At 49.6% G+C, this 20,442-nt stretch carries 20 protein-coding genes; 14 read left to right on the top strand and 6 right to left on the bottom strand.

Going from position 1 to position 20,442, the window contains the following annotated elements; genetic code table 11:
- Positions 1 to 52: 52 nt before the first annotated feature.
- The 3 genes from ACMHKJ_RS01045 to ACMHKJ_RS01035 all read left to right on the top strand — a co-directional run bounded on the left by ACMHKJ_RS01045 (position 53) and on the right by ACMHKJ_RS01035 (position 2,900).
- Positions 53 to 739 (top strand): copper/silver response regulator transcription factor, encoded by a 687-nt coding sequence (locus ACMHKJ_RS01045; RefSeq protein ID WP_413491631.1) that lies wholly within the window; start codon positions 53 to 55, stop codon positions 737 to 739.
- Entirely contained in the window at positions 726 to 2,126 is a 1,401-nt protein-coding gene (locus tag ACMHKJ_RS01040; protein WP_413491630.1) for a Cu(+)/Ag(+) sensor histidine kinase, read from the top strand. Before ACMHKJ_RS01045 ends, ACMHKJ_RS01040 begins: the two co-directional genes overlap by 14 nt.
- A gap of 270 nt (positions 2,127 to 2,396) precedes the next feature.
- The gene (locus ACMHKJ_RS01035; protein ID WP_413491629.1) at positions 2,397 to 2,900 is read left to right on the top strand and encodes a copper-binding protein; all 504 of its coding nucleotides are present in this window, start codon (positions 2,397 to 2,399) and stop codon (positions 2,898 to 2,900) included.
- A gap of 69 nt (positions 2,901 to 2,969) precedes the next feature.
- On the opposite strand, the gene ACMHKJ_RS01030 is transcribed toward ACMHKJ_RS01035, so the two are convergent.
- On the bottom strand, positions 2,970 to 3,395 hold the full coding sequence (locus ACMHKJ_RS01030) for a hypothetical protein (protein WP_413491628.1): 426 nt from the start codon (positions 3,393 to 3,395) through the stop codon (positions 2,970 to 2,972).
- 432 nt (positions 3,396 to 3,827) lie between these two features.
- Here ACMHKJ_RS01030 and ACMHKJ_RS01025 point away from each other — a divergent pair, with 432 nt between their 5' ends.
- The 7 genes from ACMHKJ_RS01025 to ACMHKJ_RS00995 all read left to right on the top strand — a co-directional run bounded on the left by ACMHKJ_RS01025 (position 3,828) and on the right by ACMHKJ_RS00995 (position 10,676).
- The gene (locus tag ACMHKJ_RS01025) at positions 3,828 to 4,388 is read left to right on the top strand and encodes a hypothetical protein (RefSeq protein ID WP_413491627.1); all 561 of its coding nucleotides are present in this window, start codon (positions 3,828 to 3,830) and stop codon (positions 4,386 to 4,388) included.
- A 69-nt stretch (positions 4,389 to 4,457) separates the two neighbouring features.
- The gene (locus tag ACMHKJ_RS01020; RefSeq protein WP_413491626.1) at positions 4,458 to 5,081 is read left to right on the top strand and encodes a hypothetical protein; all 624 of its coding nucleotides are present in this window, start codon (positions 4,458 to 4,460) and stop codon (positions 5,079 to 5,081) included.
- A gap of 24 nt (positions 5,082 to 5,105) precedes the next feature.
- A complete protein-coding gene (locus tag ACMHKJ_RS01015) occupies positions 5,106 to 7,754 on the top strand; it encodes a TcfC E-set like domain-containing protein (protein WP_413491625.1) in 2,649 nt (882 codons plus the stop codon).
- A gap of 74 nt (positions 7,755 to 7,828) precedes the next feature.
- Positions 7,829 to 8,587 carry a fimbrial biogenesis chaperone gene (locus tag ACMHKJ_RS01010; protein WP_413491624.1) on the top strand — a complete coding sequence of 253 codons (759 nt, stop codon included), beginning with the start codon at positions 7,829 to 7,831 and terminating at the stop codon, positions 8,585 to 8,587.
- Entirely contained in the window at positions 8,584 to 9,741 is a 1,158-nt protein-coding gene (locus ACMHKJ_RS01005; protein ID WP_413491623.1) for a COG1470 family protein, read from the top strand. The genes ACMHKJ_RS01010 and ACMHKJ_RS01005 overlap by 4 nt, the downstream gene beginning before the upstream one ends.
- A 70-nt stretch (positions 9,742 to 9,811) precedes the next feature.
- Positions 9,812 to 10,123 (top strand): helix-turn-helix domain-containing protein, encoded by a 312-nt coding sequence (locus ACMHKJ_RS01000; protein WP_413491622.1) that lies wholly within the window; start codon positions 9,812 to 9,814, stop codon positions 10,121 to 10,123.
- Between the two features lie 289 nt (positions 10,124 to 10,412).
- A complete protein-coding gene (locus tag ACMHKJ_RS00995) occupies positions 10,413 to 10,676 on the top strand; it encodes a FaeA/PapI family transcriptional regulator (RefSeq protein ID WP_413491620.1) in 264 nt (87 codons plus the stop codon).
- 139 nt (positions 10,677 to 10,815) lie between these two features.
- Here ACMHKJ_RS00995 and ACMHKJ_RS00990 read toward each other — a convergent pair whose 3' ends face one another.
- From ACMHKJ_RS00990 to ACMHKJ_RS00980, 3 genes are read right to left on the bottom strand one after another with little or no spacing between them, the layout of a single operon-like run.
- Entirely contained in the window at positions 10,816 to 12,732 is a 1,917-nt protein-coding gene (locus ACMHKJ_RS00990; RefSeq protein ID WP_413491618.1) for a DNA topoisomerase III, read from the bottom strand.
- A 2-nt stretch (positions 12,733 to 12,734) separates the two neighbouring features.
- On the bottom strand, positions 12,735 to 13,778 hold the full coding sequence (gene selD, locus ACMHKJ_RS00985) for a selenide, water dikinase SelD (RefSeq protein WP_413491616.1): 1,044 nt from the start codon (positions 13,776 to 13,778) through the stop codon (positions 12,735 to 12,737).
- A gap of 28 nt (positions 13,779 to 13,806) precedes the next feature.
- Entirely contained in the window at positions 13,807 to 14,358 is a 552-nt protein-coding gene (locus ACMHKJ_RS00980; RefSeq protein WP_413491615.1) for an NAD(P)H nitroreductase, read from the bottom strand.
- A 163-nt stretch (positions 14,359 to 14,521) separates the two neighbouring features.
- Between ACMHKJ_RS00980 and sppA the strand changes: the two genes are divergently transcribed.
- From sppA to pncA, 3 genes are all read left to right on the top strand, one after another.
- Positions 14,522 to 16,384: a signal peptide peptidase SppA gene (gene sppA, locus ACMHKJ_RS00975; RefSeq protein ID WP_413491614.1), complete on the top strand. Its 1,863-nt coding sequence runs from the start codon at positions 14,522 to 14,524 to the stop codon at positions 16,382 to 16,384.
- 122 nt (positions 16,385 to 16,506) lie between these two features.
- On the top strand, positions 16,507 to 17,526 hold the full coding sequence (gene ansA / locus ACMHKJ_RS00970) for an asparaginase (RefSeq protein ID WP_413491613.1): 1,020 nt from the start codon (positions 16,507 to 16,509) through the stop codon (positions 17,524 to 17,526).
- A 12-nt stretch (positions 17,527 to 17,538) separates the two neighbouring features.
- A complete protein-coding gene (pncA, locus tag ACMHKJ_RS00965; RefSeq protein WP_413491612.1) occupies positions 17,539 to 18,177 on the top strand; it encodes a bifunctional nicotinamidase/pyrazinamidase in 639 nt (212 codons plus the stop codon).
- Between the two features lie 55 nt (positions 18,178 to 18,232).
- On the opposite strand, the gene ACMHKJ_RS00960 is transcribed toward pncA, so the two are convergent.
- Together ACMHKJ_RS00960 and msrB are read right to left on the bottom strand one after the other, a co-directional pair.
- Entirely contained in the window at positions 18,233 to 18,508 is a 276-nt protein-coding gene (locus ACMHKJ_RS00960; protein ID WP_067362910.1) for a YeaC family protein, read from the bottom strand.
- 105 nt (positions 18,509 to 18,613) lie between these two features.
- Complete coding sequence (gene msrB / locus ACMHKJ_RS00955) at positions 18,614 to 19,015, bottom strand: peptide-methionine (R)-S-oxide reductase MsrB (protein WP_413491611.1); 402 nt, start codon at positions 19,013 to 19,015, stop codon at positions 18,614 to 18,616.
- A gap of 399 nt (positions 19,016 to 19,414) precedes the next feature.
- Between msrB and gapA the strand changes: the two genes are divergently transcribed.
- The gene (gapA, locus tag ACMHKJ_RS00950) at positions 19,415 to 20,410 is read left to right on the top strand and encodes a glyceraldehyde-3-phosphate dehydrogenase (RefSeq protein WP_067420673.1); all 996 of its coding nucleotides are present in this window, start codon (positions 19,415 to 19,417) and stop codon (positions 20,408 to 20,410) included.
- Positions 20,411 to 20,442: the final 32 nt, after the last annotated feature.

Raw genomic sequence — 20,442 nt, 5'->3', positions numbered from 1 at the left:
CATGATTTTGCGCATTAAAATGGCTGATATACTTCACTGAACAGGAACAAGTGTGAAAATTTTAATCATTGAAGATGAAAGCAAAACTGGCGAATACCTGAAAAAAGGATTGTCAGAGGCCGGTTTTATTGTCGATCTGACCGATAATGGTCTGACCGGGTATCATCTGGCACTGACGGCTGATTATGACCTGATTGTGCTGGATATTATGCTGCCGGATGTCAACGGCTGGGAAATCATCCGTATGCTCAGAGCCGCAAATAAAGGCATGCCGGTGTTACTACTCTCCGCACTCGGCACTATTGAGCACCGCGTCAAAGGTCTTGAGCTGGGTGCGGATGACTATCTGGTCAAACCCTTTGCATTTGCTGAATTATTAGCACGGGTCAGAACCCTGCTGCGCAGGGGAACCGCGATTATTGCCGAAAGTGAATTCCGGATCGCTGACCTGATGATGGATCGCGTGTCACGCAAAGTAACCCGCAGCGGTGAGCGTATCACACTGACCAGTAAAGAATTTTCACTGCTGGAATTTTTTCTGCGCCATCAGGGGGAAGTTCTGCCGCGTGCCCTTATCGCCTCTCAGGTCTGGGATATGAATTTTGACAGTGATACCAATGTGATTGATGTGGCAGTCAAACGTCTGCGCGCCAAAATTGATCAGGATTTTGAGCCGAAACTGATTCATACCATCCGCAGTGTCGGTTATGTCCTTGAGATCCCCGATGATAAAAAATAAGCCCTGCCGTCCCTTTTCCCTTGCCACCCGGCTGACCTTTTTTATCAGCCTGGCAACAGTAACCGCCTTTGTCGCATTCACCTGGATAATGCTTCATTCCGTGGAGAAACATTTTGCCCAACAAGATGACAGTGACCTGCGGCAAATCAGTGCCACTATCAACAGTATTCTTCAGGACAACAGTGAATCAGAATCCCAGCGGCTCGGTACACTGAGTTCAGTTCTGAATAATTACCCGAATATTGCGGCGGTCTTGCTTGATAAAAACAATAACATCCTGTTCCGCTCAGAAAAAGGTCCTGATTTTAATGCCATTATTGCTTCCCCGGCATTCAGTCAGAAATCATACGGTGACCGGGTGTTCCGTTGGGAAAAAGAGAATGACCCAACCGCCTACCGCATCCTCATCACTCCGGTGGGTGCGCACTATGCCTTATTAATTTCACTCTCAATCAATTTCCATCTGCATTACATTGATGAACTGAAACATAATTTAATGATGACCGCTTCCGCCATCAGTCTGCTGATTATCATCATTGTATTATTTGCGGTTTATACCGGGCATCAGCCGCTGCGCAGTGTCAGCGATAAAATTAAAAATATTACCTCTGAAGATTTAACTGTCCGGTTAGATCCGGAAAATGTGCCGATTGAACTGGCACAATTAGTTATTTCGTTTAATCATATGCTCGGCAGGATAGAAGATGTCTTTACCCGCCAGGCTAATTTCTCTGCGGATATTGCGCATGAAATACGCACGCCTATTACCAATCTGCTGACACAGACAGAAATTGCATTAAGTCAGCCGCGTACCACAAAAGAGCTGGAGGATATTCTTGACTCTGGTATGGAGGAATATCACCGGCTGGCTAAAATGGTGACAGATATGCTTTTTCTGGCGCAGGCCGATAATAATCAGCTTATTCCGGAGCAATCACGGCTGAATTTAAACACGGAAGCCATGAAGGTGATTGATTATTACGATATCGTCGCCGAAGAGCAGGGCATTTCATTAATGCTGACAGGGAAACCGGCATATATTAATGGTGATTCAGTAATGATCCGCCGTGTTATTAATAATTTACTCTCTAATGCTGTCCGCTATACTCCGCCGGAAGGCACTATTACTATAGCGATAAAAAAAGAAGATAATCTTATTACGCTGATGGTAAAAAATCCCGGAACGCCGATTGCAGCGGAGCATCTCCCCCGTCTGTTTGACCGGTTGTACCGGGTAGACCCTGCAAGGCGGCGCAATGGTGAAGGCAGCGGCATCGGGCTGGCGATTGTCAAATCCATTGTTACCGCACATCACGGTAAAATACAGGCTGAATCTGATAAAGATTCCACCCGGTTTATTATTTCATTCCCTGTTATTACTGACTGAGTGCAGCCAACGAACCTGTAGTTTGAATAAACAAGAGTATATACCCAACGTCATTCGAGATGCAGGAAGGCGGCAAGCTCCGACCACCGGGGAGCATAGGTAAACTATGTGACCCGCCGGGTATCGTTCCGCCAACGAACCCGCAGTTTGAATGAATAAAGGTATAGTCTGACAAACATGTCATTATTCCGTCACGCCTGCAACAGAACCTATTTTATATAATCATCCCATCGAACACAGTATACCAACTAACTTTCATGGAGATGTATTATGAAAAGCATTATGAAAAAAGTAATAACCACGGCTGCATTAATGATGGTATTTTCCGGCGCAGCTACTGCCGCCACACAAAATACCACCCGCTTCAGTCAGATGAATGAGCATGAAAAAGCCGTGGTTGCGCACGATATGATGAATAACGGACGTTCCGGTGCGCACCAGGTAATGAGCAGTGACCACAAGAATAAAGTACCGGCTGAACAAAAAACGGCTGAAAATACTATTACCGGTTTTTCACAGATGAATGAACATGAGCAGGCTGCTGTCGCGCATGACATGATGAATAACGGACGTACCGGACAACATCAGGTTATCAGTAATAAACATAACCAGCTTGCCGGTGATAATGCAAATACCACCGCAAATAACAGCACGTCGACACCCTTTTCACAGATGAGTCAGCAGGAAAGAGCCGCCGTTTCCCGCGATATGATGAATAACGGGCGCTCCGGTCCGCATCAGTTGCTCGCAGAGCAGCACCGCAGACAGAGTTAATGTCTTAATTCCGTACCCTGTTGAGTTTTATTATTTCCTTGTGATTGTGGTGTTATTTTTTGCCCCGGCTTACGGGGCTTTTTTTGACTGTGGCGGTAAATCACGGAATGCCCGCACATTACGGTTCTGCGTTATCTGACTTATCAGGCCCATCAATGTTTCAGACAGCGGCGCTGTCATATCCGGCAACTTCTTTTCTGTTTTATCCTGAAAACCCTTGACCAGCGCAGGCTGCCTTATGAGCCTGACACCCCCCGCCGGCTCACGCTCCGGAAAACCGGACACATCATCCACTAATAACTGTCCGCCCATCGTGCTGCCTTTATACAGTTGACTTCCGCTGTCGGTAGTTTGTTTCAGGGACTGTTTGCCGATGCTCAAACCAATCCCTCCGAAGCTCAGCAAGCCGGCTTTTCTCTCCTCGCGCAGAGGCATTTCCTCACCGGATTCATCCGTGGTGGTGACGGTGATATTTTTCCGGCCGTAGCGATTCACATTGCTGCAAGAGATGCACATAGAATGCGAACCAAGGGTCGCACTACATTGACCTGGATCAAACAATTGGCTAATTAATTAAATAGTGGATATTTCTGAAAAATTAACATAACAAGATCTAATCAATTGCCTTTTGGTTATTTTTTAGGTCAATGACCTAGCCCTGACTCACCACGCAATATAATCATCTGGTATCTAGATTATTAATGGGTTTAAGTATTGGATATTTGCTATTAACTAGATCAAAAGATCGCAATATACTTAATAAGTAGTTTAATAAGCTTATAAATCTAATGAAAGATAGTTTTTATTGATAAAGGTCATTTTCCCGCTGATTAGCTATTTAAAATACTTAACTGATACCTCAGGAACATTATTCAGCTGAATATCGGTTTTTCAATTCTCCCGAAACTTATTAGATTAGGATCACATATGAAATTACCTTTAAAAACGACGACCACCGCCGTGATGTTACTGTTCTCCGCCGGCGCTTTTGCCGTTCCGAGTACCTTACCTATCCAGCTTCAATGGCAGGGTGTTATTCCGTTAGCACCATCCACCACGGGCGCGTGGAAGTACGTTAACCCTGTGACGGGTGCCGATTATGTCGCCACCATGGGCGTCCTGAATATTTCCGGTGGCGCCGCAAAACGTGTGATACCCACCCCAACGCAGATTGGTCTGCAAACAACCACCGGCGGTATTTTTACCGCCAGTACCGATATCAAGGCCTTTCTTGCTGCAGATCCAACCTATATAGGTCTCACCGGAACCACCGCCCCTGCGGCACCAACGATGTCGGTTAATGGTGTCACATTGACTGTGGGCGCAGCCAATTCTGTAACCGTGGGCACAACAAGCGCAACACCGGGGGCGCCCGACATTATTCCATTGACCGTGACGGGAAATGGCCAACTGGCCGCAGGTACCTATAACGACGGGGATGCAGTTATCCTCACCACGAGTCTGATGATCACGGCTGACGTGACCTGATTTTTGCTTCTTTCCCGGGGTGGTGCGCCATTCCGGTTTATTGCCCTATGCAGAGTGAATGGAAACATCATGAAAGACAGACAGCGGGTTTACACCTTGCTTTTCGGGTTGATGGTGCTGCCTGCGTTGGCATATAACCGCGAGCCCTCCATCCAAAAAGATATAGATATTAACGCCAACATCAATATTACCCTGCCCGTGGCGCCGGGTTTGTATATTGAAGTGCCACAGCGCAGTACTTCTTTGGTGTGGAATGACAGCCTGAGGCGGTTCAATGACTTTTATTTTCAGTTTGATGTCTGGCTCGATGCGACAACCAGCAGCAGTTTAAGCCGTTCCACGGTGATGGTCAGTATGATGGATGTCAATATGCGCTGCCAAACCCGTACCGACAGTTATGCGTTTGCGGGGCTCCGGGATGACCCACGGAATACCGGTACCCCCCATTATACGGCCACCATCCAAATCCCGGGCAGCAGTTTTCCCAATGAATGGCGACGGGTGAACAGTACGGTTGATATCCCGGGCAGCCTCTTTCAATCCCAAAATTATAATCCGGACACGCAGCGGGAACTGCCTTACCTGCGGGGATATATCCGGTTTACGCCCCCGGACATGACTCAGATAAAAGCCGATGGCGGCGCAAGCTGCCTCGGAGGGGCTTTACTTATGTTTTCATCCATTTCAGTGTAATCGGAACGTCGTAAAGGAATCGTTATGGCAGCACCCCAAAAAAGTCTTTTAGCATTATTGTGCCTTGCCGCAGTGACCTCCTATGCCGCTGAAACGAAAGACGGACAGGACGCTGATACTTACGCCAACACGGTCAGCAAGGTGGCACCGGATGATTTTCGTCTCCTGTTGACTTTACTGTCAAAACCCACTGAATTTATTTTACCGAATGAGAATACCTTCCTCACCGAGGCGAATTTGGGTCATGCGCAGGTCACGCTGAATGCCGACAGTGACAGAGCGTCCATACTGGATTTTTTGCTGGAAAATGGACTGAGCCCTGACGGGGCAGATACAATCTTAGGGCTGTTAGACGCAGGCATGAGCAGCGACACCCGTTGCCGCGGAGATCGGCAGTTTTGCCAGGTGACCCCGGACAACCAGTTGAGTGTAGTGGTCGATGCACCACGTGAAAAAGTGCGGCTTATTCCGGCACCGTCTCTGTATGCGAAAACCGCCGGGGCTGTCGGGTATTTTAATGCCCGCAATGAGAATACCGCCTTAATTAACCGAACAAATCTGTATACCAGTTATGTGGACGGTGACCGCACAACCACGGTAAATGATCGTGTAGTGATCGGACTGCCCTGGGGGCATATTCGCTCCGAACTGTCGGCTTACGATAATAACGGAGACCGCTCCACATCGGTCGACAGCCTTGAGTACAATCTGGACATCAAAGGCTGGCGTCTGATGGCAGGGCGCAGCCGGGATTTTAATACCCAAAATGCCACCAGTCTGTTGAACTTCAGTTCACAGTTAAAAGAAGGGCTGTACCTGATGTCGTCGCGCAATCTCATGCGCGGACAGAGCAGTAACTATCAGCGCGCCTATTTTTATATGCCCCAACGCGGGGTGGTGGAGGTGTGGCGCGGCACTCAGATGCTGTTCAGTCAGCCAGCCGATGCGGGACAACAATTTCTGACCTACGACCAATTACCGTCGGGGGTGTACAGCCTTACCCTGAAAATGAAAACAGACAACAACGTCCTCACCGAGCAACAGGTCAGTATTGTCAATAACCCGTCAGTCACCTTGCCTATCGGGAAAGCGGACTGGTCGTTCGGGATGGCGGACATGCGCAATGACACGACACGCCTGACCGTCGCGGAGATCAACATGGCGGCCCGACCATCAGGCGCGCTGGTATTAGCGGCAGGGATCAGTGCTGCACAGGATGAGCAAATGTATTCGTTAGGTGGCAGTTGGACAGTCACTGACGATGTCCAAATGGACATGGCGTTAGGGCGGTTTTCTGACCAGTCTTTTTATTGGCAAAATACCGTTTCATGGCAAAGTATCTATTTAACCTGGCAATCATTCCGTCCGGGAAATACGGGTACATCTCCGTCAGTGACCTCACCGGGGCAGTCCTCCCGCACGGGCCGGAAAGCCCCCCTTTCTGAAGTGATGTTAGGGCGTGATGATTATGACGTAGTTACCCTGACGCTTAACTACCCGATTATAGAAGCCACAGGGTATACCAGCCTCAATTACAACTATCGTGCTACCAGTGAAACAGAAGGCGCGTTCCGGGGTTTCAACTTAACCTCGGGACTCACCACCCCGTTCATTATGGGAAGCACTGTAGGGCTGAGCGTAAGTGCCGGACGCAATCAAATGCTCGCGAATAACTCATCCGTCAGCGATCGTGACGATTACTCCGTGTCATTGAACTGGTCTGTACCACTCGATGAAAAACGCCAGGTCATGAACAACCTGCAATACAGCAAAAATGACACCATGCTCACCAGTACGGTACGTCAGCAATTTACCCACAGCGACAGTTTGACCAGCAGCCTCGAAGCCGGGGGACGCTGGCGCAGTGGTGACGGACTGCCGGAAGCCACCATCACGGGCTCCGTCAACCACAATGGTGAGCAGTTTACTGCCGGTGGGAGTGGCACGTTGAACACCAAAAAAGGCAATGTGTTGTTTGCCTCTCTGGGGGGCTCACAAGTGATTTCACGGCAAGGGGTTTTCCTTACCGCGTCAGACAGTGAGAGTTTCCTGTTGGTGCGTAACCGCACGGAGATGCCAACGACACAAACCGATGCGGGCACGCCGCAGGTCGCGGGACAACTGACATTAAGAAACAGCAACAGCAAGTTCAGCTCGGCGCAGAGTTACCGCCCTGAGTCGGGCGCCACCCTGACTCCGTTAGAGCGCTACCGGGGGTGGAATGTGAAACTGCATACCGCCAATACTGAGTTTTATAACGCGGGGGATAAGGAAATCCGCGGGTTCTCGTTCCCGGGAACAATGGTTGCCATCGAACCACAACTTGAAAAAGAGTATCAGCTGATTGGGGCATTTTATCTGCCGTCCGGTACACCAGCCGACAGTTTACGCTGTGAAGGAGAGAGCTGCCTGCAAGTGGATAAGCTGGATGAAGGGCTATTTAAGGTAAGACTTAGCGGTCGGGAGGGATTTCGTCTGTTGTCCGGGGATACCTTGTGCCTGAACGAGCAACTGCCGGATACGTCGACCCGTTTGACGAGACTTCCGGGAGTGCGGTGTCAGGCAATAACGAAAAATGAGTCTCAGTTTGAGCTCACGACGCGTCCTGACCATGACGGGGAACTGACACGCATCAGCAGACCTGAAACACCTTTATTGCAGCCTGAACGCTGATCCGATAACCATACGGGAGGCATGCGCGACCTCCCGACTTTTTCGTAACGGGTAATATCATAATGAACCTTTTAATGATGACAATGAAAAAAATCACACACTGCCGGGGGTTGGCGTGGTCCGCTATTCCCGTGTTATGGGCGATGACACTGTACACCCCACCCGTCAGCGCCCTTGCCATTGACAATATGGTGCTGATTAGTGGTCAAAATCCAACGGGTGACCAATTTACGCTCACGGGTAATGACCATTCCACGGTGTTTGTACGCACTCAGGTTACCCGCCTGCATGTGAAAGAAAACCAAGTCACCGAAGAACCCTTCTTACGTGAAAACCTGATGAAGTGGACCATCACGGTGAACCCGGCCCTGTTTATTCTTGACCCCGGCGAGTCCCGGCAGGTGTCACTGAGTCCTATCACCACACCGGCCTCCCGTGAGGCGGATGAAGTGTATGCCGTCAGTTTTATTCCTCAGGCGGCGAAAAAAACAGAAGAAGGCAACCTGATGGACATGCAGATAGGGTTTCAGACCTATTACATTGTGCCCGCTACCACCGCCAAAATGGATTATACCCTGCGCTACCAACCCACCACGGGCAAGCTGACGTTAGTGAACAAAGGGAACACCGTGATGTTGGTGGAGTTAGACCGCTGTAAGCCGGGTGAAAAAATTGATCCGAAACAAAGTTGCACCACCACTTTTATGACAATAGCGGGGAGAACCAAGGAATACGAGGTACCACAGTGGCTGCGTGGAGCAGACATGACGGTGGAGGTGTTGAACCACGATAAAAGCTACCGTCAAAAAGCCCGGCCGGAGATAGTCCGATGAGTATATTGAGAGAAATCCTCACAGGTATTCTGAGATGCGGTATCGGGCTAATCGCCATGCTGCTATTAGTGATGCCTGTGGCAAAAGCGGATGTGACTCAGAATGTCACCTTTACAGTGAAAAGTGACGGTCGGGTTGAGGCGTGGAGTGACATAGGCACCTTTGATGCGAGCGGCAAGGCACTGACAGTCAATGCGGCACAAATGCCAACTGAGCTCAGGGACTCCACCATTATAACTCCGGTTCCTTCTTCTTATCCCCGAGAAACCTATTTAACAGTAAATCCCATAGGGTACACCGTGATTGGAACTGCCGGAGCTCTCGCGTCCGGGACTCAAATTACCATACCGTTCAGGGTGTCATTTATGGAAACACAGCCGGGAGGCTCTGCATATACCAATATTAACTATGGAAATTGCGATGGAGGATCTTCTTTTATCAGTAACATGGATAGTATGATTTTGAGAATCAATACCAATGGAAAGTCTTTTCCCACGATGTGTAGTAGTCGGATTGGTATGATTACCGATGCTCCTTCTTTTGTATATAAAAATAGAAAGTTATTTCTAACATCGGTACTTAATTTTGAGTATTTTGAAAATAACGGTGGAGCTATCTGGCTAAGAACACAGAAGGTGCCGGCAGGCACTTACACCTTCCCAATCAGAACATTTCAGTTAACCAGCCATCATGAACCGCAAATAACAAAAACGGTTCTCTGGCATGTCAATCTTCGGGTCGTCGTCGAACCCTCGATGGCGGAAGTCAATATGCCGTCCACCATGGAGATGGTGGTGCGGGATACGGGCAATAACCGCCTGGTGGGTGAAGGAGCAGTACAAATCAGCGCCCAGGGTACTCTGGGACGCAACCTGCGTATTGAGCCGCGCTCCGCTACTGGCGGCAAGCTGATGAAAGGCGCTGAAGAAATTCCGTATACCCTATCCGTGTCTGCCCTCGCAGGGGATTACAAACTTCATCTGTTAATCGATAACGGGCATGTTCAGGCTCCGGCGGTTATCCCTCTGTATGGTCGTGAATTTGATTATCCATTGCGGCTGAATGCCCACTTTGATACCCCAAAAAGTGGACTCACCAGCGGTAATTTCCGCGACCGCGTGACGTTGGTGTTCAGTACCACCGACATTCCCTGACGCGACGACGACACCGGAGGACGCTGGCAGATGTTTTCGCTGAGAGGATGACAGAACAGCACAGATCGTCATGTTAGTTAACATGGCGTTCATAAACCCAAAGCCTTGGAGGCAGATCAAAGACATGAAACATCAAAATATGGACTTATTAAATAAATGCGTCGGCAACGCCATTTATATACTGCGGAGTAATCAGTGCATGACCGGAAAGCAACTGGGGTCCGCGATTGGTTTGAGCCAACAACAAATCTCCCGCTATGAGACCGGATTATCGGGCATTACAGTTGAAATTTGTTATCGCATAACATTAGTGTTACAAGTATCAATTGACGTTTTTTTCTTGCTCGTCGATAAGCTCTATTATCAGCGCTTAAATGACTAAGCGGGAACATCGTTTTATATCTCTTAACGAAAACCACCTGGATTACGGTTCTGCCCGGAATCGGAATGCCAGCACAGCCGCTTACTTTTTTATTAATTTTGTTTAGTTTTCCCTATGGTGATATTAAACTAGCTAACAGCACAAATTGATCAACACCTTATGCCTGACACTGACACATTATGACGTTACTTTCATTATTTCATAAAGAAACAGACATAACGCGCACCGAAAACATAAGATTTTGATAATGAATAAAAAATCCATACATGGCGACACGAGGCAGAGGATAATGACCGCATTGTATGCAGTCAGCCCTGCGAATATTGATAGCATACCCGATGCAGCTCAGTGGCCGAAAACCCGGGAAATTGCCGATATTTGCGATGAATCTATTTATACTACCCGACGGTTTTTGCTCCTTCTGGAGCAGGAGGGCTTTGTCCTGTGCTCTCATCGCAGCATTCAGAACTCACTGCGCTGGTACCCCACACACTCCCGCGACGTCTGTTTTTCATCTCTCAACAAACGAGTCCGCCGTCCCTTACCGGAGTAACCTGATCCCGTCATGCAGGTAACAGAGCACTTTTTCTATAATAATCCTGTCAAACACACGGTACCGGACGTCATTCAAACTGCAGGTTCGTTGGCTGCATCCTGAACGATGTTGGGTATCGTGTTATTCTTGCCCCGGCTTACGGGGCTTTTTTTGTTTTTTTCGGCTTTGCGGCCTTCTTTTTTGACTGTGGCGGCGGCGGTAAATCACGGAATGCCCGCACATTACGGTTCTGCTTTGCCTGACCTATCAGGCCCATCAATGTTTCAGACAGCGGCACCATGAAATCCTGATAACGGTACTGTTTCTCACTGATTTGCGTCAGGGTTGATTCCCAGTGCGCCGTCATATCCGGCAGTGTTGCCATTTCCGGCAAGACATGAATAAGTGCGCGTCCCGCAGGTGATGAGTGAATATTCCGTCCTTTTTTGTACAAAAATTCACGGCGGAACAGCAATTCAATAATCCCCGCACGGGTCGCTTCTGTGCCTAAACCATCGGTTTCACGCAGCACTTTTTTCAGGGATTTATCTTTCACAAACCGGGCAATCCCGGTCATGGCGGAAAGCAGTGTGGCATCCGTAAACGGGCGTGGCGGCTGAGTCTGGCGCTCCACCACTTCCCCGTGCTCACACAGCAATTCATCACCTTTGGTCAGAACCGGCAGCGGAGTGCCTTCGTTCTCTTCATCCCGCTCTTTGGCACCCAACAGTGTGCGCCAGCCTGCCTGTGAGAGAAACCGGGCTTTCGCAACAAATTTTCCGTTGGCAATATCCAGCTCAATCACACACTTACGGTATTGTGCATCCGGCATAAACTGCATCAGATACTGACGGGCAACCAGCTCATAAACATTCGCTTCATTTTCACTGAGCGACACGCGGGAGGATTTTGCCGTCGGAATAATAGCGTGGTGCGCATCGACTTTTTTATCATCCCAGCAACGGTTTCGCAGGGAATCATCCATATTATCCTGTGGCAGCAGATCCGGCGTATGCACAGAAATCGCGTTCAGTACCGTGTGCCGCCCGGCAAAATGCTCTTCCGGCAGATAACGGCTGTCCGAACGCGGATAGGTAATTAATTTATGGGTTTCATACAAACGCTGACAGGTATCCAGCACTATCTGGGCACTCAGTCCGTAGCGTTTGGCGGCCTCAATCTGTAATGCGGACAACGAAAACGGTAATGGTGCCACTTCGTTTTCTGTTTTGTCCTGAAAATCCGTGACCAGCGCAGGCTGCCCGCTGATACGGCTGACAACATGTTCTGCCAGTGTGCGGTTGATCAGGCGTCCGTCTTCATCCTGATGATCCTGACACGCCTCACTCGGCTGCCACAGCGCAGTAAAGCGTTCATCTGCAGGTGTAACAATATGTGCCCGCACTTCAAAGAAATCACGCGGCACAAAATTTTCAATATCTTCATCGCGACGCACCACCAGCCCGAGCACCGGGGTCTGTACGCGCCCGACAGACAACACGCCGTTATAACCGGCATTACGCCCGAGGATCGTATAGGCGCGGGTCATATTGATGCCGTAGAGCCAATCCGCACGCGATCGCGCCAGCGCCGAAACACACAACGGAATAAATTCCCGGTTAGAGCGCATCTTCCCGACCGCCCGCGTCACTGCCTGCGGGTTAAGGTCATTCACCAGACAGCGCAGCGCCTGCTGACGGAGCGCCGGGTCAAGCTCGAGAAAGTCCAGCACTTCATCCACTAATAACTGCCCTTCGCGATCGGGGTCACCGGCGTGGATAACTTCAGTGGCGGAACGGAGCAGTGAGCCGATAATACGCAACTGTTTCGCAACCGAATCACGCGGTTTGAGTATCCATTTTTCAGGGATAATAGGGAGATCAGCAAGGTTCCAGCGGGCATAGCGGGGATCGTATGCATCCGGCTCTGCCTGTTCGAGCAGATGCCCGATACACCAGGTGACACAATCATTTTCACCGCAACGGATAAAGCCGTCCCCCCGCTGGTGCGGTTTGGGTAATACGTCCGCAATCGCACGGGCGAGGCTGGGCTTTTCAGCAATAAACAAACGCATGTTTATGCAGTAACTTCTATCAGCGCACGATCTGCATCCGGCGCAACCAATTCGCCTACCGGGCTGAGGGTCAGACCATATTTACGTGCAACCGCTTCCACTTCATCACGCGCCTCAGGATCTACTGCCAGTAACAAACCGCCTGATGTTTGCGGATCACACAGCAATTTGCGCTGAACGTCGGTCATTTCGCCGACAAGATGCCCGTAACTGTCAAAGTTACGCTGTGTACCGCCCGGCGTGCAGCCCAGTGCGATATAATCATAAACACCCGGTAAAACCGGAATAGAATCAGTGTGAATAATTGCCTGTAAACCGGAGCCACGGCAAATTTCGCTCAGGTGCCCGAGCAGCCCGAAACCAGTCACATCCGTCATAGCTTTCACACCACTGATTTCTGAGAAATCCGCACCCGGTTTGTTGAGCTGACACATGGTGTCACGCGCCAGATTTTTATGTTCAGGACGCAGTTTGCTCTCTTTCTCAGCGGTAGTCAGCACACCGATACCCAGTGGTTTAGTCAGCAACAGCTGGCAACCGGCCTGTGCGAGGTTGTTCTGTTTGATTTTGTCTGTCGGCACAATACCGGTCACCGCCAGACCAAAAATCGGCTCAGGGGCATCAATCGAGTGACCACCCGCCAGCGAAATTCCGGCTTCACGGCAGACCGCGCGACCACCTTCAATAACCTGCTGCGCAATTTCCGGTGCCAGTTTGGCAATCGGCCAGCCAAGGATAGCAATCGCCATAATCGGCTTGCCGCCCATAGCGTAAATATCACTGATCGCATTGGTGGCGGCAATGCGCCCGAAATCAAACGGATCATCCACAATCGGCATGAAAAAATCCGTGGTACTGATGATGCCAATGCCGTTACCGATGTCATACACTGCTGCATCATCACGGGATTCATTACCGACCAGTAAATTAGGATCAATAAATTTAGCCTGCTCACTGTGCAGGATGGTTTCGAGTACTTTAGGGGAAATTTTACAACCACAGCCCGCGCCGTGACTGTATTGCGTTAAACGCACTGCTTCTGACATGATAATCTCCTTGTTAGCGTCAATCTGCTCAGAACCAGCTGACAAAAGGGGTGAGATCCACAGGCGCCACAGTAGCAGGCGCTTTCAGTGCCGGGGTGCCGAGATAAAGAAAGCCGACAATTTTATCATGCTCTTCACATCCCAGACCATCCCGTACCACCGGATCTTTTGTCCATGAACCCGTACGCCAGATCCCACCGAAGCCCTGAGCTACTGCTGCCATCTGCATGGCCTGTACAGCACAGCCCGCAGCAACCACCTGTTCCCACTCAGGAACCTTGTGCGCGGCTTTTACCTTTGCGATAACCGTGATAATTAACGGCGCACGTAAAGGTGCATGGCGGGCTTTCTCCTCAACCTCAGGTCCGAGACCGGCTTCCTTCGCTGCTTTTTCGAGCAATTGACTGAATTTTGTAATGCCTTCATTTTGCATCACAATAAAATGCCAGGGCTGTAACGCGCCATGATCCGGCGCACGCATCCCGGCATTCAGAATACTATTTAAGGCGTCACCCGACGGTGCAGGTGTTGTCAAACGTGACGCTGAGCGGCGATTAAGTAATAAAGTCAGTGCATCCATCAGTTATCCCCTTTTTTTAGTCGCTGATAAGCTACCACTTTTTTCACTACTTTTAAGGATAGATTGTTTAAATGCCTATATTTCAGGCAATCCGTCGTTTTCAGGCTGACAAATCCGTTCATCCTCTTTACGATAGCAGGACATCTTTGTATTTGGAGCCGTCATGCGTATTTTATGGACTATCATCACCGGATTATTTAAATGGAGCTGGCGAATACTGAATTTTGTGCGTCACCTTGTCGCCAACATTCTTTTTCTGGTCTTACTGCTGATTGTGGCCGGCGTGTATGTCACCCTCAGTGAATCTGATACTCAGGTCAGCAGAGAGCCCGGAGCATTATATGTAAATCTCTCCGGTGTTGTCGTCGATCAGATTTCCCGTAACAGTCCGCTTGAAGGTCTCAGCCGCCAGCTACTCGGTGCGTCTGCCGGTCAGTTGCAGGAAAACTCACTTTTTGACGTGGTTGACACTATCCGTACCGCAGCCGGTGATCCGGATATTACCGGGATGGTTCTCAAACTGGATGATTTTGCCGGAGCGGATCAGCCATCACTCAACTATATCGGAAAAGCGATCAGTGAGTTCCGCAAACAGGGCAAACACGTTTATGCGGTCAGTGGCAGCTACAGTCAGTCACAGTATTATCTGGCCTCTTACGCTGACAAAATCGTGATGCCGGCACAAGGTGGCGTCGGTATCTACGGGTTCGCGACGAATACCTTGTATTATAACGAGTTACTGGAGATGCTGAAAGTCAAAGCGCACATCTTCCGCGTCGGTACCTATAAATCCGCTGTCGAGCCGATGATGCGTAATGATATGTCACCGGAAGCCCGCGAATCAACACAACGGTTTGTCGATATTCTGTGGGATAACTACCTCACCACCCTTGCTGCCAACCGCAAAACAGATAAAGATACCGTTTTCCCGGGTGCAACAAAAATGCTCACCCTGATGAAACTGGCACAAGGTGATAATGCCCGCTATGCAATGCAACAAAAACTGGTGGATGAAATCATGCCATCAAATGTTTTTGAAGCCGAAATGGTGAAAGTGTTTGGTTGGGATAAACAAAATAAAACCTTTAACGCTGTTCAGTTTAACGACTATGCCAAACTCAGGGGAGTAGGTACCCCGCCGGAAAAAGAAACGCAGAATATTGCCGTTGTCGTTGTGCAGGGTGCAATTGTTGACGGACCGGATGCACCGGGCATGGCAGGCGGTGACGCCGTTTCTGCACTTATCCGCGAAGCGCGTCTGAACCCGGATGTGAAAGCGCTGGTTCTGCGGGTAAACAGTCCGGGCGGCAGTGTAACTGCCTCTGACCAGATCCGCGCCGAAGTCGCCGCGCTGAAACAGGCCGGAAAACCGGTTGTGGTTTCGATGGGCGGTGTTGCGGCATCAGGCGGTTACTGGATTTCGACTCCGGCTGACTACATTGTTGCCTCACCGGGTACCATCACCGGCTCTATCGGGATTTTCGGCGTGATCACCACCTTTGAAGATACCCTCAGCCAAATCGGTGTTCACACTGACGGCGTATCCACCTCACCGCTCGCTGATGCAACCGCCACCAAAGCGCTGACACCGGAGTTTTCAGAGCTGATGCAGATGTATATCGAAAACGGCTACCGCTCGTTCCTGACTATTGTTGCGCAGTCACGGCACAAAACCACGGAAGAAGTGGATAAGATTGCACAGGGGCGTGTCTGGATAGGGCTTGATGCCAAAGCCAACGGGCTGGTTGATAAACTGGGTGATTTTGATGATGCCGTTGCGAAAGCCGCTGAACTGGCAAATATTGAAAAACCGGTACTGAACTGGATGCAGCCGGAGATGACCTTCGTGGATAAACTGCTGTCAGAAGCGGTCGGGAATGTGAGTATCACCCTGCCTTCAACGTTGCAGGGGCTGATCCCGGCACCTGTCGGTGCGACACTGACGCAACAGGCTACGTTCTCCAAAATGCTGACCGATCCGCAATATCGTTACGCGTTCTGCTTAAACTGTACTGATATTCAATAAGTTTATTCTTCAGCCAAAACTCATAACCTGAAGCCTGTTCGTGACGAACAGGCTTTTTTTTATTTCTGAACACCCTATAATTCCTGCAACTTTCCTTGTCACTCATCGTTAAGAGCAGCAACATGCAAAAGAAATCCATTTATGTGGTCTATACCGGCGGTACTATCGGGATGCAGCACTCGGCGCAGGGCTATGTTCCTGTTTCCGGACACCTGCAACGCCAGGTCGCGATGATGCCGGAGTTTTTCCGTCCCGAAATGCCGGATTTCACTATCACAGAGCATCAGCCGCTGATTGATTCATCCGATATGACACCCGATGACTGGCAGTGCATCGCCGATGATATCAACGCTCAGTATGACCATTATGACGGATTTGTTATTCTGCATGGCACAGATACCATGGCGTTTACCGCCTCCGCACTCTCTTTTATGTTTGAAAACCTGACCAAACCGGTGATCGTGACAGGGTCACAAATTCCGCTGGAAGCCCTGCGGTCAGATGGTCAGATAAACCTGCTCAACGCGCTCTATCTGGCCGCTCATTACCCGGTCAATGAAGTCGGATTGTTTTTCAATAATCGCCTGTACCGTGGTAACCGGACAGTAAAAGCTCACGCAGACGGCTTTGCGGCGTTTACCTCGCCAAACTATCCGCCGCTGATGGAAGCCGGTATTAATATCCGCAACCTGAATACCAACCCGCTGCCGCAAAATGATGCGCCCTTCACGCTGCATAATATTACTCCGCAGCCGATTGGCGTTGTCACTGTGTATCCCGGCCTTTCTGTCGATGTGGTGAACAACATTCTGCAACAGCCGGTCAAAGCACTGATTATCCGCTCTTACGGCGTCGGTAATGCACCGCAGCAGCCTAAATTACTCAGTGCGCTGCGCGACGCCACTGAACGCGGCATCATCGTGATAAACCTGACACAATGCATCTCCGGACGCGTCAATATGGACGGCTATGCCACCGGACACGCTCTCGCGGATGCCGGTGTGCTCAGCGGGTTTGATATGACGTTTGAAGCCGCACTGACCAAGCTGCATTATCTGCTCAGCCAGGATTACACCAGTGATGAGATCCGCATTCTGATGCAACAGGATCTGCGCGGTGAACTCAGTTATAACGACAACTGAGGATACAAACTGGTGAAAACAGCCCTTCTTCTTGTGGATATACAAAATGATTTCTGCCGGGGCGGTTCACTCGCAGTCCCGGACAGTGACAGCGTGATCCGCACCGCCAACCTGATGATAAAATATTGTCAGCAGCAGGCAATACCTGTGGCAGCCAGTCAGGATTGGCATCCGGCAAATCACCTGAGCTTTGCGGTCAACTCAGGAACGGTTGTTGGTGAATGCGGCGAGCTTAACGGGCAGCCACAGGTGTGGTGGCCGGTTCATTGTGTGCAGCACACACAAGGCGCAAATTTTCATCCCGACCTGAACAAACAGGGTATCGGGCACATTATTTTCAAAGGTGAAAATCCACAGATTGACAGTTACAGTGCGTTTTATGATAACGACCACCAGCGCCCGACAGCCCTTCTCCCGTGGCTTGCCGCACAGAATATTACCCGGCTGGTTATCCTCGGGATCGCCACAGATTACTGTGTGAAATTTACGGTGCTTGATGCGCTGGCGGAAGGTTTTGCGGTAACGGTGATAACGGATGGCTGCCGGGGTGTCAATTTACAGGAACATGACAGCCGCAGTGCCCTGGCAGAAATGGAAAAACGGGGTGCGGTGTTACAGACCTGCGCGCAATTTTGCGGCACAGAAATCTGACTTCAGATAAAACAGACGCGGGACAGCGGCATTTCTGCGTAGTCCCGGTTGGTGCTCAGTCCTGCGGCCGGATGGTCGCCAGGTGTGTATCACTGAACAGGGCTTTCAGCGCCTGTTTGGATTTCAGGCTGATCTCCCCGTTCACACCAATGGTCATATGCTCCGGGTCCTCGTTATGACGGGACTGCCATATCATCACCAGTTGCAGGCTGCTGCTCTTTTGTGATTCTGTCAGCGGCACGCCATCGGCCCATTTGCCTAACTCGACGGCGGTCACCAGGCGCCGGTATACTTCCGGTGTCATGGCGGACAGCAAATCATCAATTTCCATTCTTACTCCTTCCCCGAATACGGCTGATTTTACGTTTTGATTACATCAAAAAGCTGAATCGTTTTTTCTTTAGTTGATTAAATGTTAAATTGAAAATTTAACAGACTAACCTTTTGTTATTTCTTTTGTTTTTTCATCTTCAAAGCTCAGTGATGCAGAGTTAATACAATACCGCTGCCCTGTCGGCGCGGGTCCGTCAGGAAAAACGTGCCCGAGATGCGCATCACAATGGCCACAACGGGTCTCAATACGATGCATGCCATGAGAGCTGTCGTCAATATACCGGATCGCACTTTTGCTGACCGGTTCATAAAAACTTGGCCAGCCGCAGCCCGCATCAAATTTAGTATCAGAATAAAAAACAGGAAAATCGCAGCAAATACAACGATATACACCCTGATCTTCATTATATAGCAGGCGGCCGGTAAACGGATGTTCTGTTCCTGCCTCCTGTGTGACATAGCGCTGAATATCTGTCAGCGCAGGTTTTTTTTCAGTCCCGGGCATTGCTGAATCCTTATCATTATTTTGTATACCCTTATTCATTCAAACCGCAGGCTCGTTGCCTGCATCCTGAATGAATAAGGGTATAAAGAAAACCAAAGTATAAGGGTAACAAAAAATTAACAACCTGTAGCCGAATGTTATTCTAAACGCGTCCTGCCAGCATTGACACTGCTTATTTGTGATGTGATTCACATTTATGTGCCATGCCCGCTGTCTTTCTTGCGCTAACTCCCGATAATAGCGGCGACAAATTTACTGAAAGTGGCGATTTGTTACGCGAAATTGAGTATTTTTTCTGTCTGATGACATTACTTGACACGATTCCGCTTGACGGCTGGCAAGGTTTTGGTAACTTTAGTAGCAACTTTAATTCACTAATAAATAGCTGGTGGTAATACTATGACTATCAAAGTAGGTATTAATGGTTTTGGTCGTATCGGCCGTATCGTATTCCGTGCTGCACAAGAGCGTTCTGATATCGAAATCGTTGCAATCAACGACCTGCTCGATGCAGATTACATGGCATACATGCTGAAGTACGACTCAACTCACGGCCGTTTTAACGGTACTGTTGAAGTGAAAGATGGCCATCTGGTTGTTAATGGTAAAACTATCCGCGTAACGGCTGAGCGTGATCCTGCTAATCTGAAGTGGAATGAAGCCGGCGTTGATGTTGTTGCTGAAGCAACCGGTCTGTTCCTGACTGACGAAACTGCACGTAAACACATTCAGGCAGGCGCGAAGAAAGTTGTCCTGACCGGGCCTTCCAAAGACGAAACTCCGATGTTTGTTATGGGTGTTAACCATAAAGAATACAAAGGTCAGGAAATCGTCTCCAACGCATCATGCACCACTAACTGCCTGGCGCCGCTGGCTAAAGTTATCAACGACAACTTCGGTATCGTTGAAGGTCTGATGACCACTGTTCATGCAACCACAGCAACCCAGAAAACGGTTGATGGCCCGTCACATAAAGACTGGCGCGGCGGCCGCGGTGCATCTCAGAACATCATCCCTTCTTCTACCGGGGCTGCTAAAGCCGTGGGTAAAGTTATCCCTGCTCTGAACGGGAAACTGACCGGGATGTCTTTCCGTGTTCCTACCCCTAACGTCTCTGTTGTTGACCTGACTGTCCGTCTGGAAAAATCAGCAACCTATGCGCAGATCTGCGACACCATCAAAGCGGCTGCCGCAGGCGAGCTGAAAGGTGTTCTGGGTTACACTGAAGATGATGTGGTTTCCACTGACTTTAACGGCGAAGTGCTGACATCTGTATTTGATGCAAAAGCCGGTATCGCGCTGAACGACAACTTTGTGAAACTGGTTTCATGGTATGACAACGAAACCGGCTATTCTCATAAAGTACTGGATCTGATTGCACACATCTCCAAATAAGTCTGCATTCATTTTCTGCCCTGAAGAGCCGC

Origin of the sequence: Morganella psychrotolerans, from assembly GCF_965118875.1 — a bacterium.
GTDB lineage: Bacteria > Pseudomonadota > Gammaproteobacteria > Enterobacterales > Enterobacteriaceae > Morganella > Morganella psychrotolerans_C.
The sequence above is the reverse complement of the archived record's forward strand: the minus strand, read 5'-3'. Positions and strand labels throughout refer to the sequence as shown.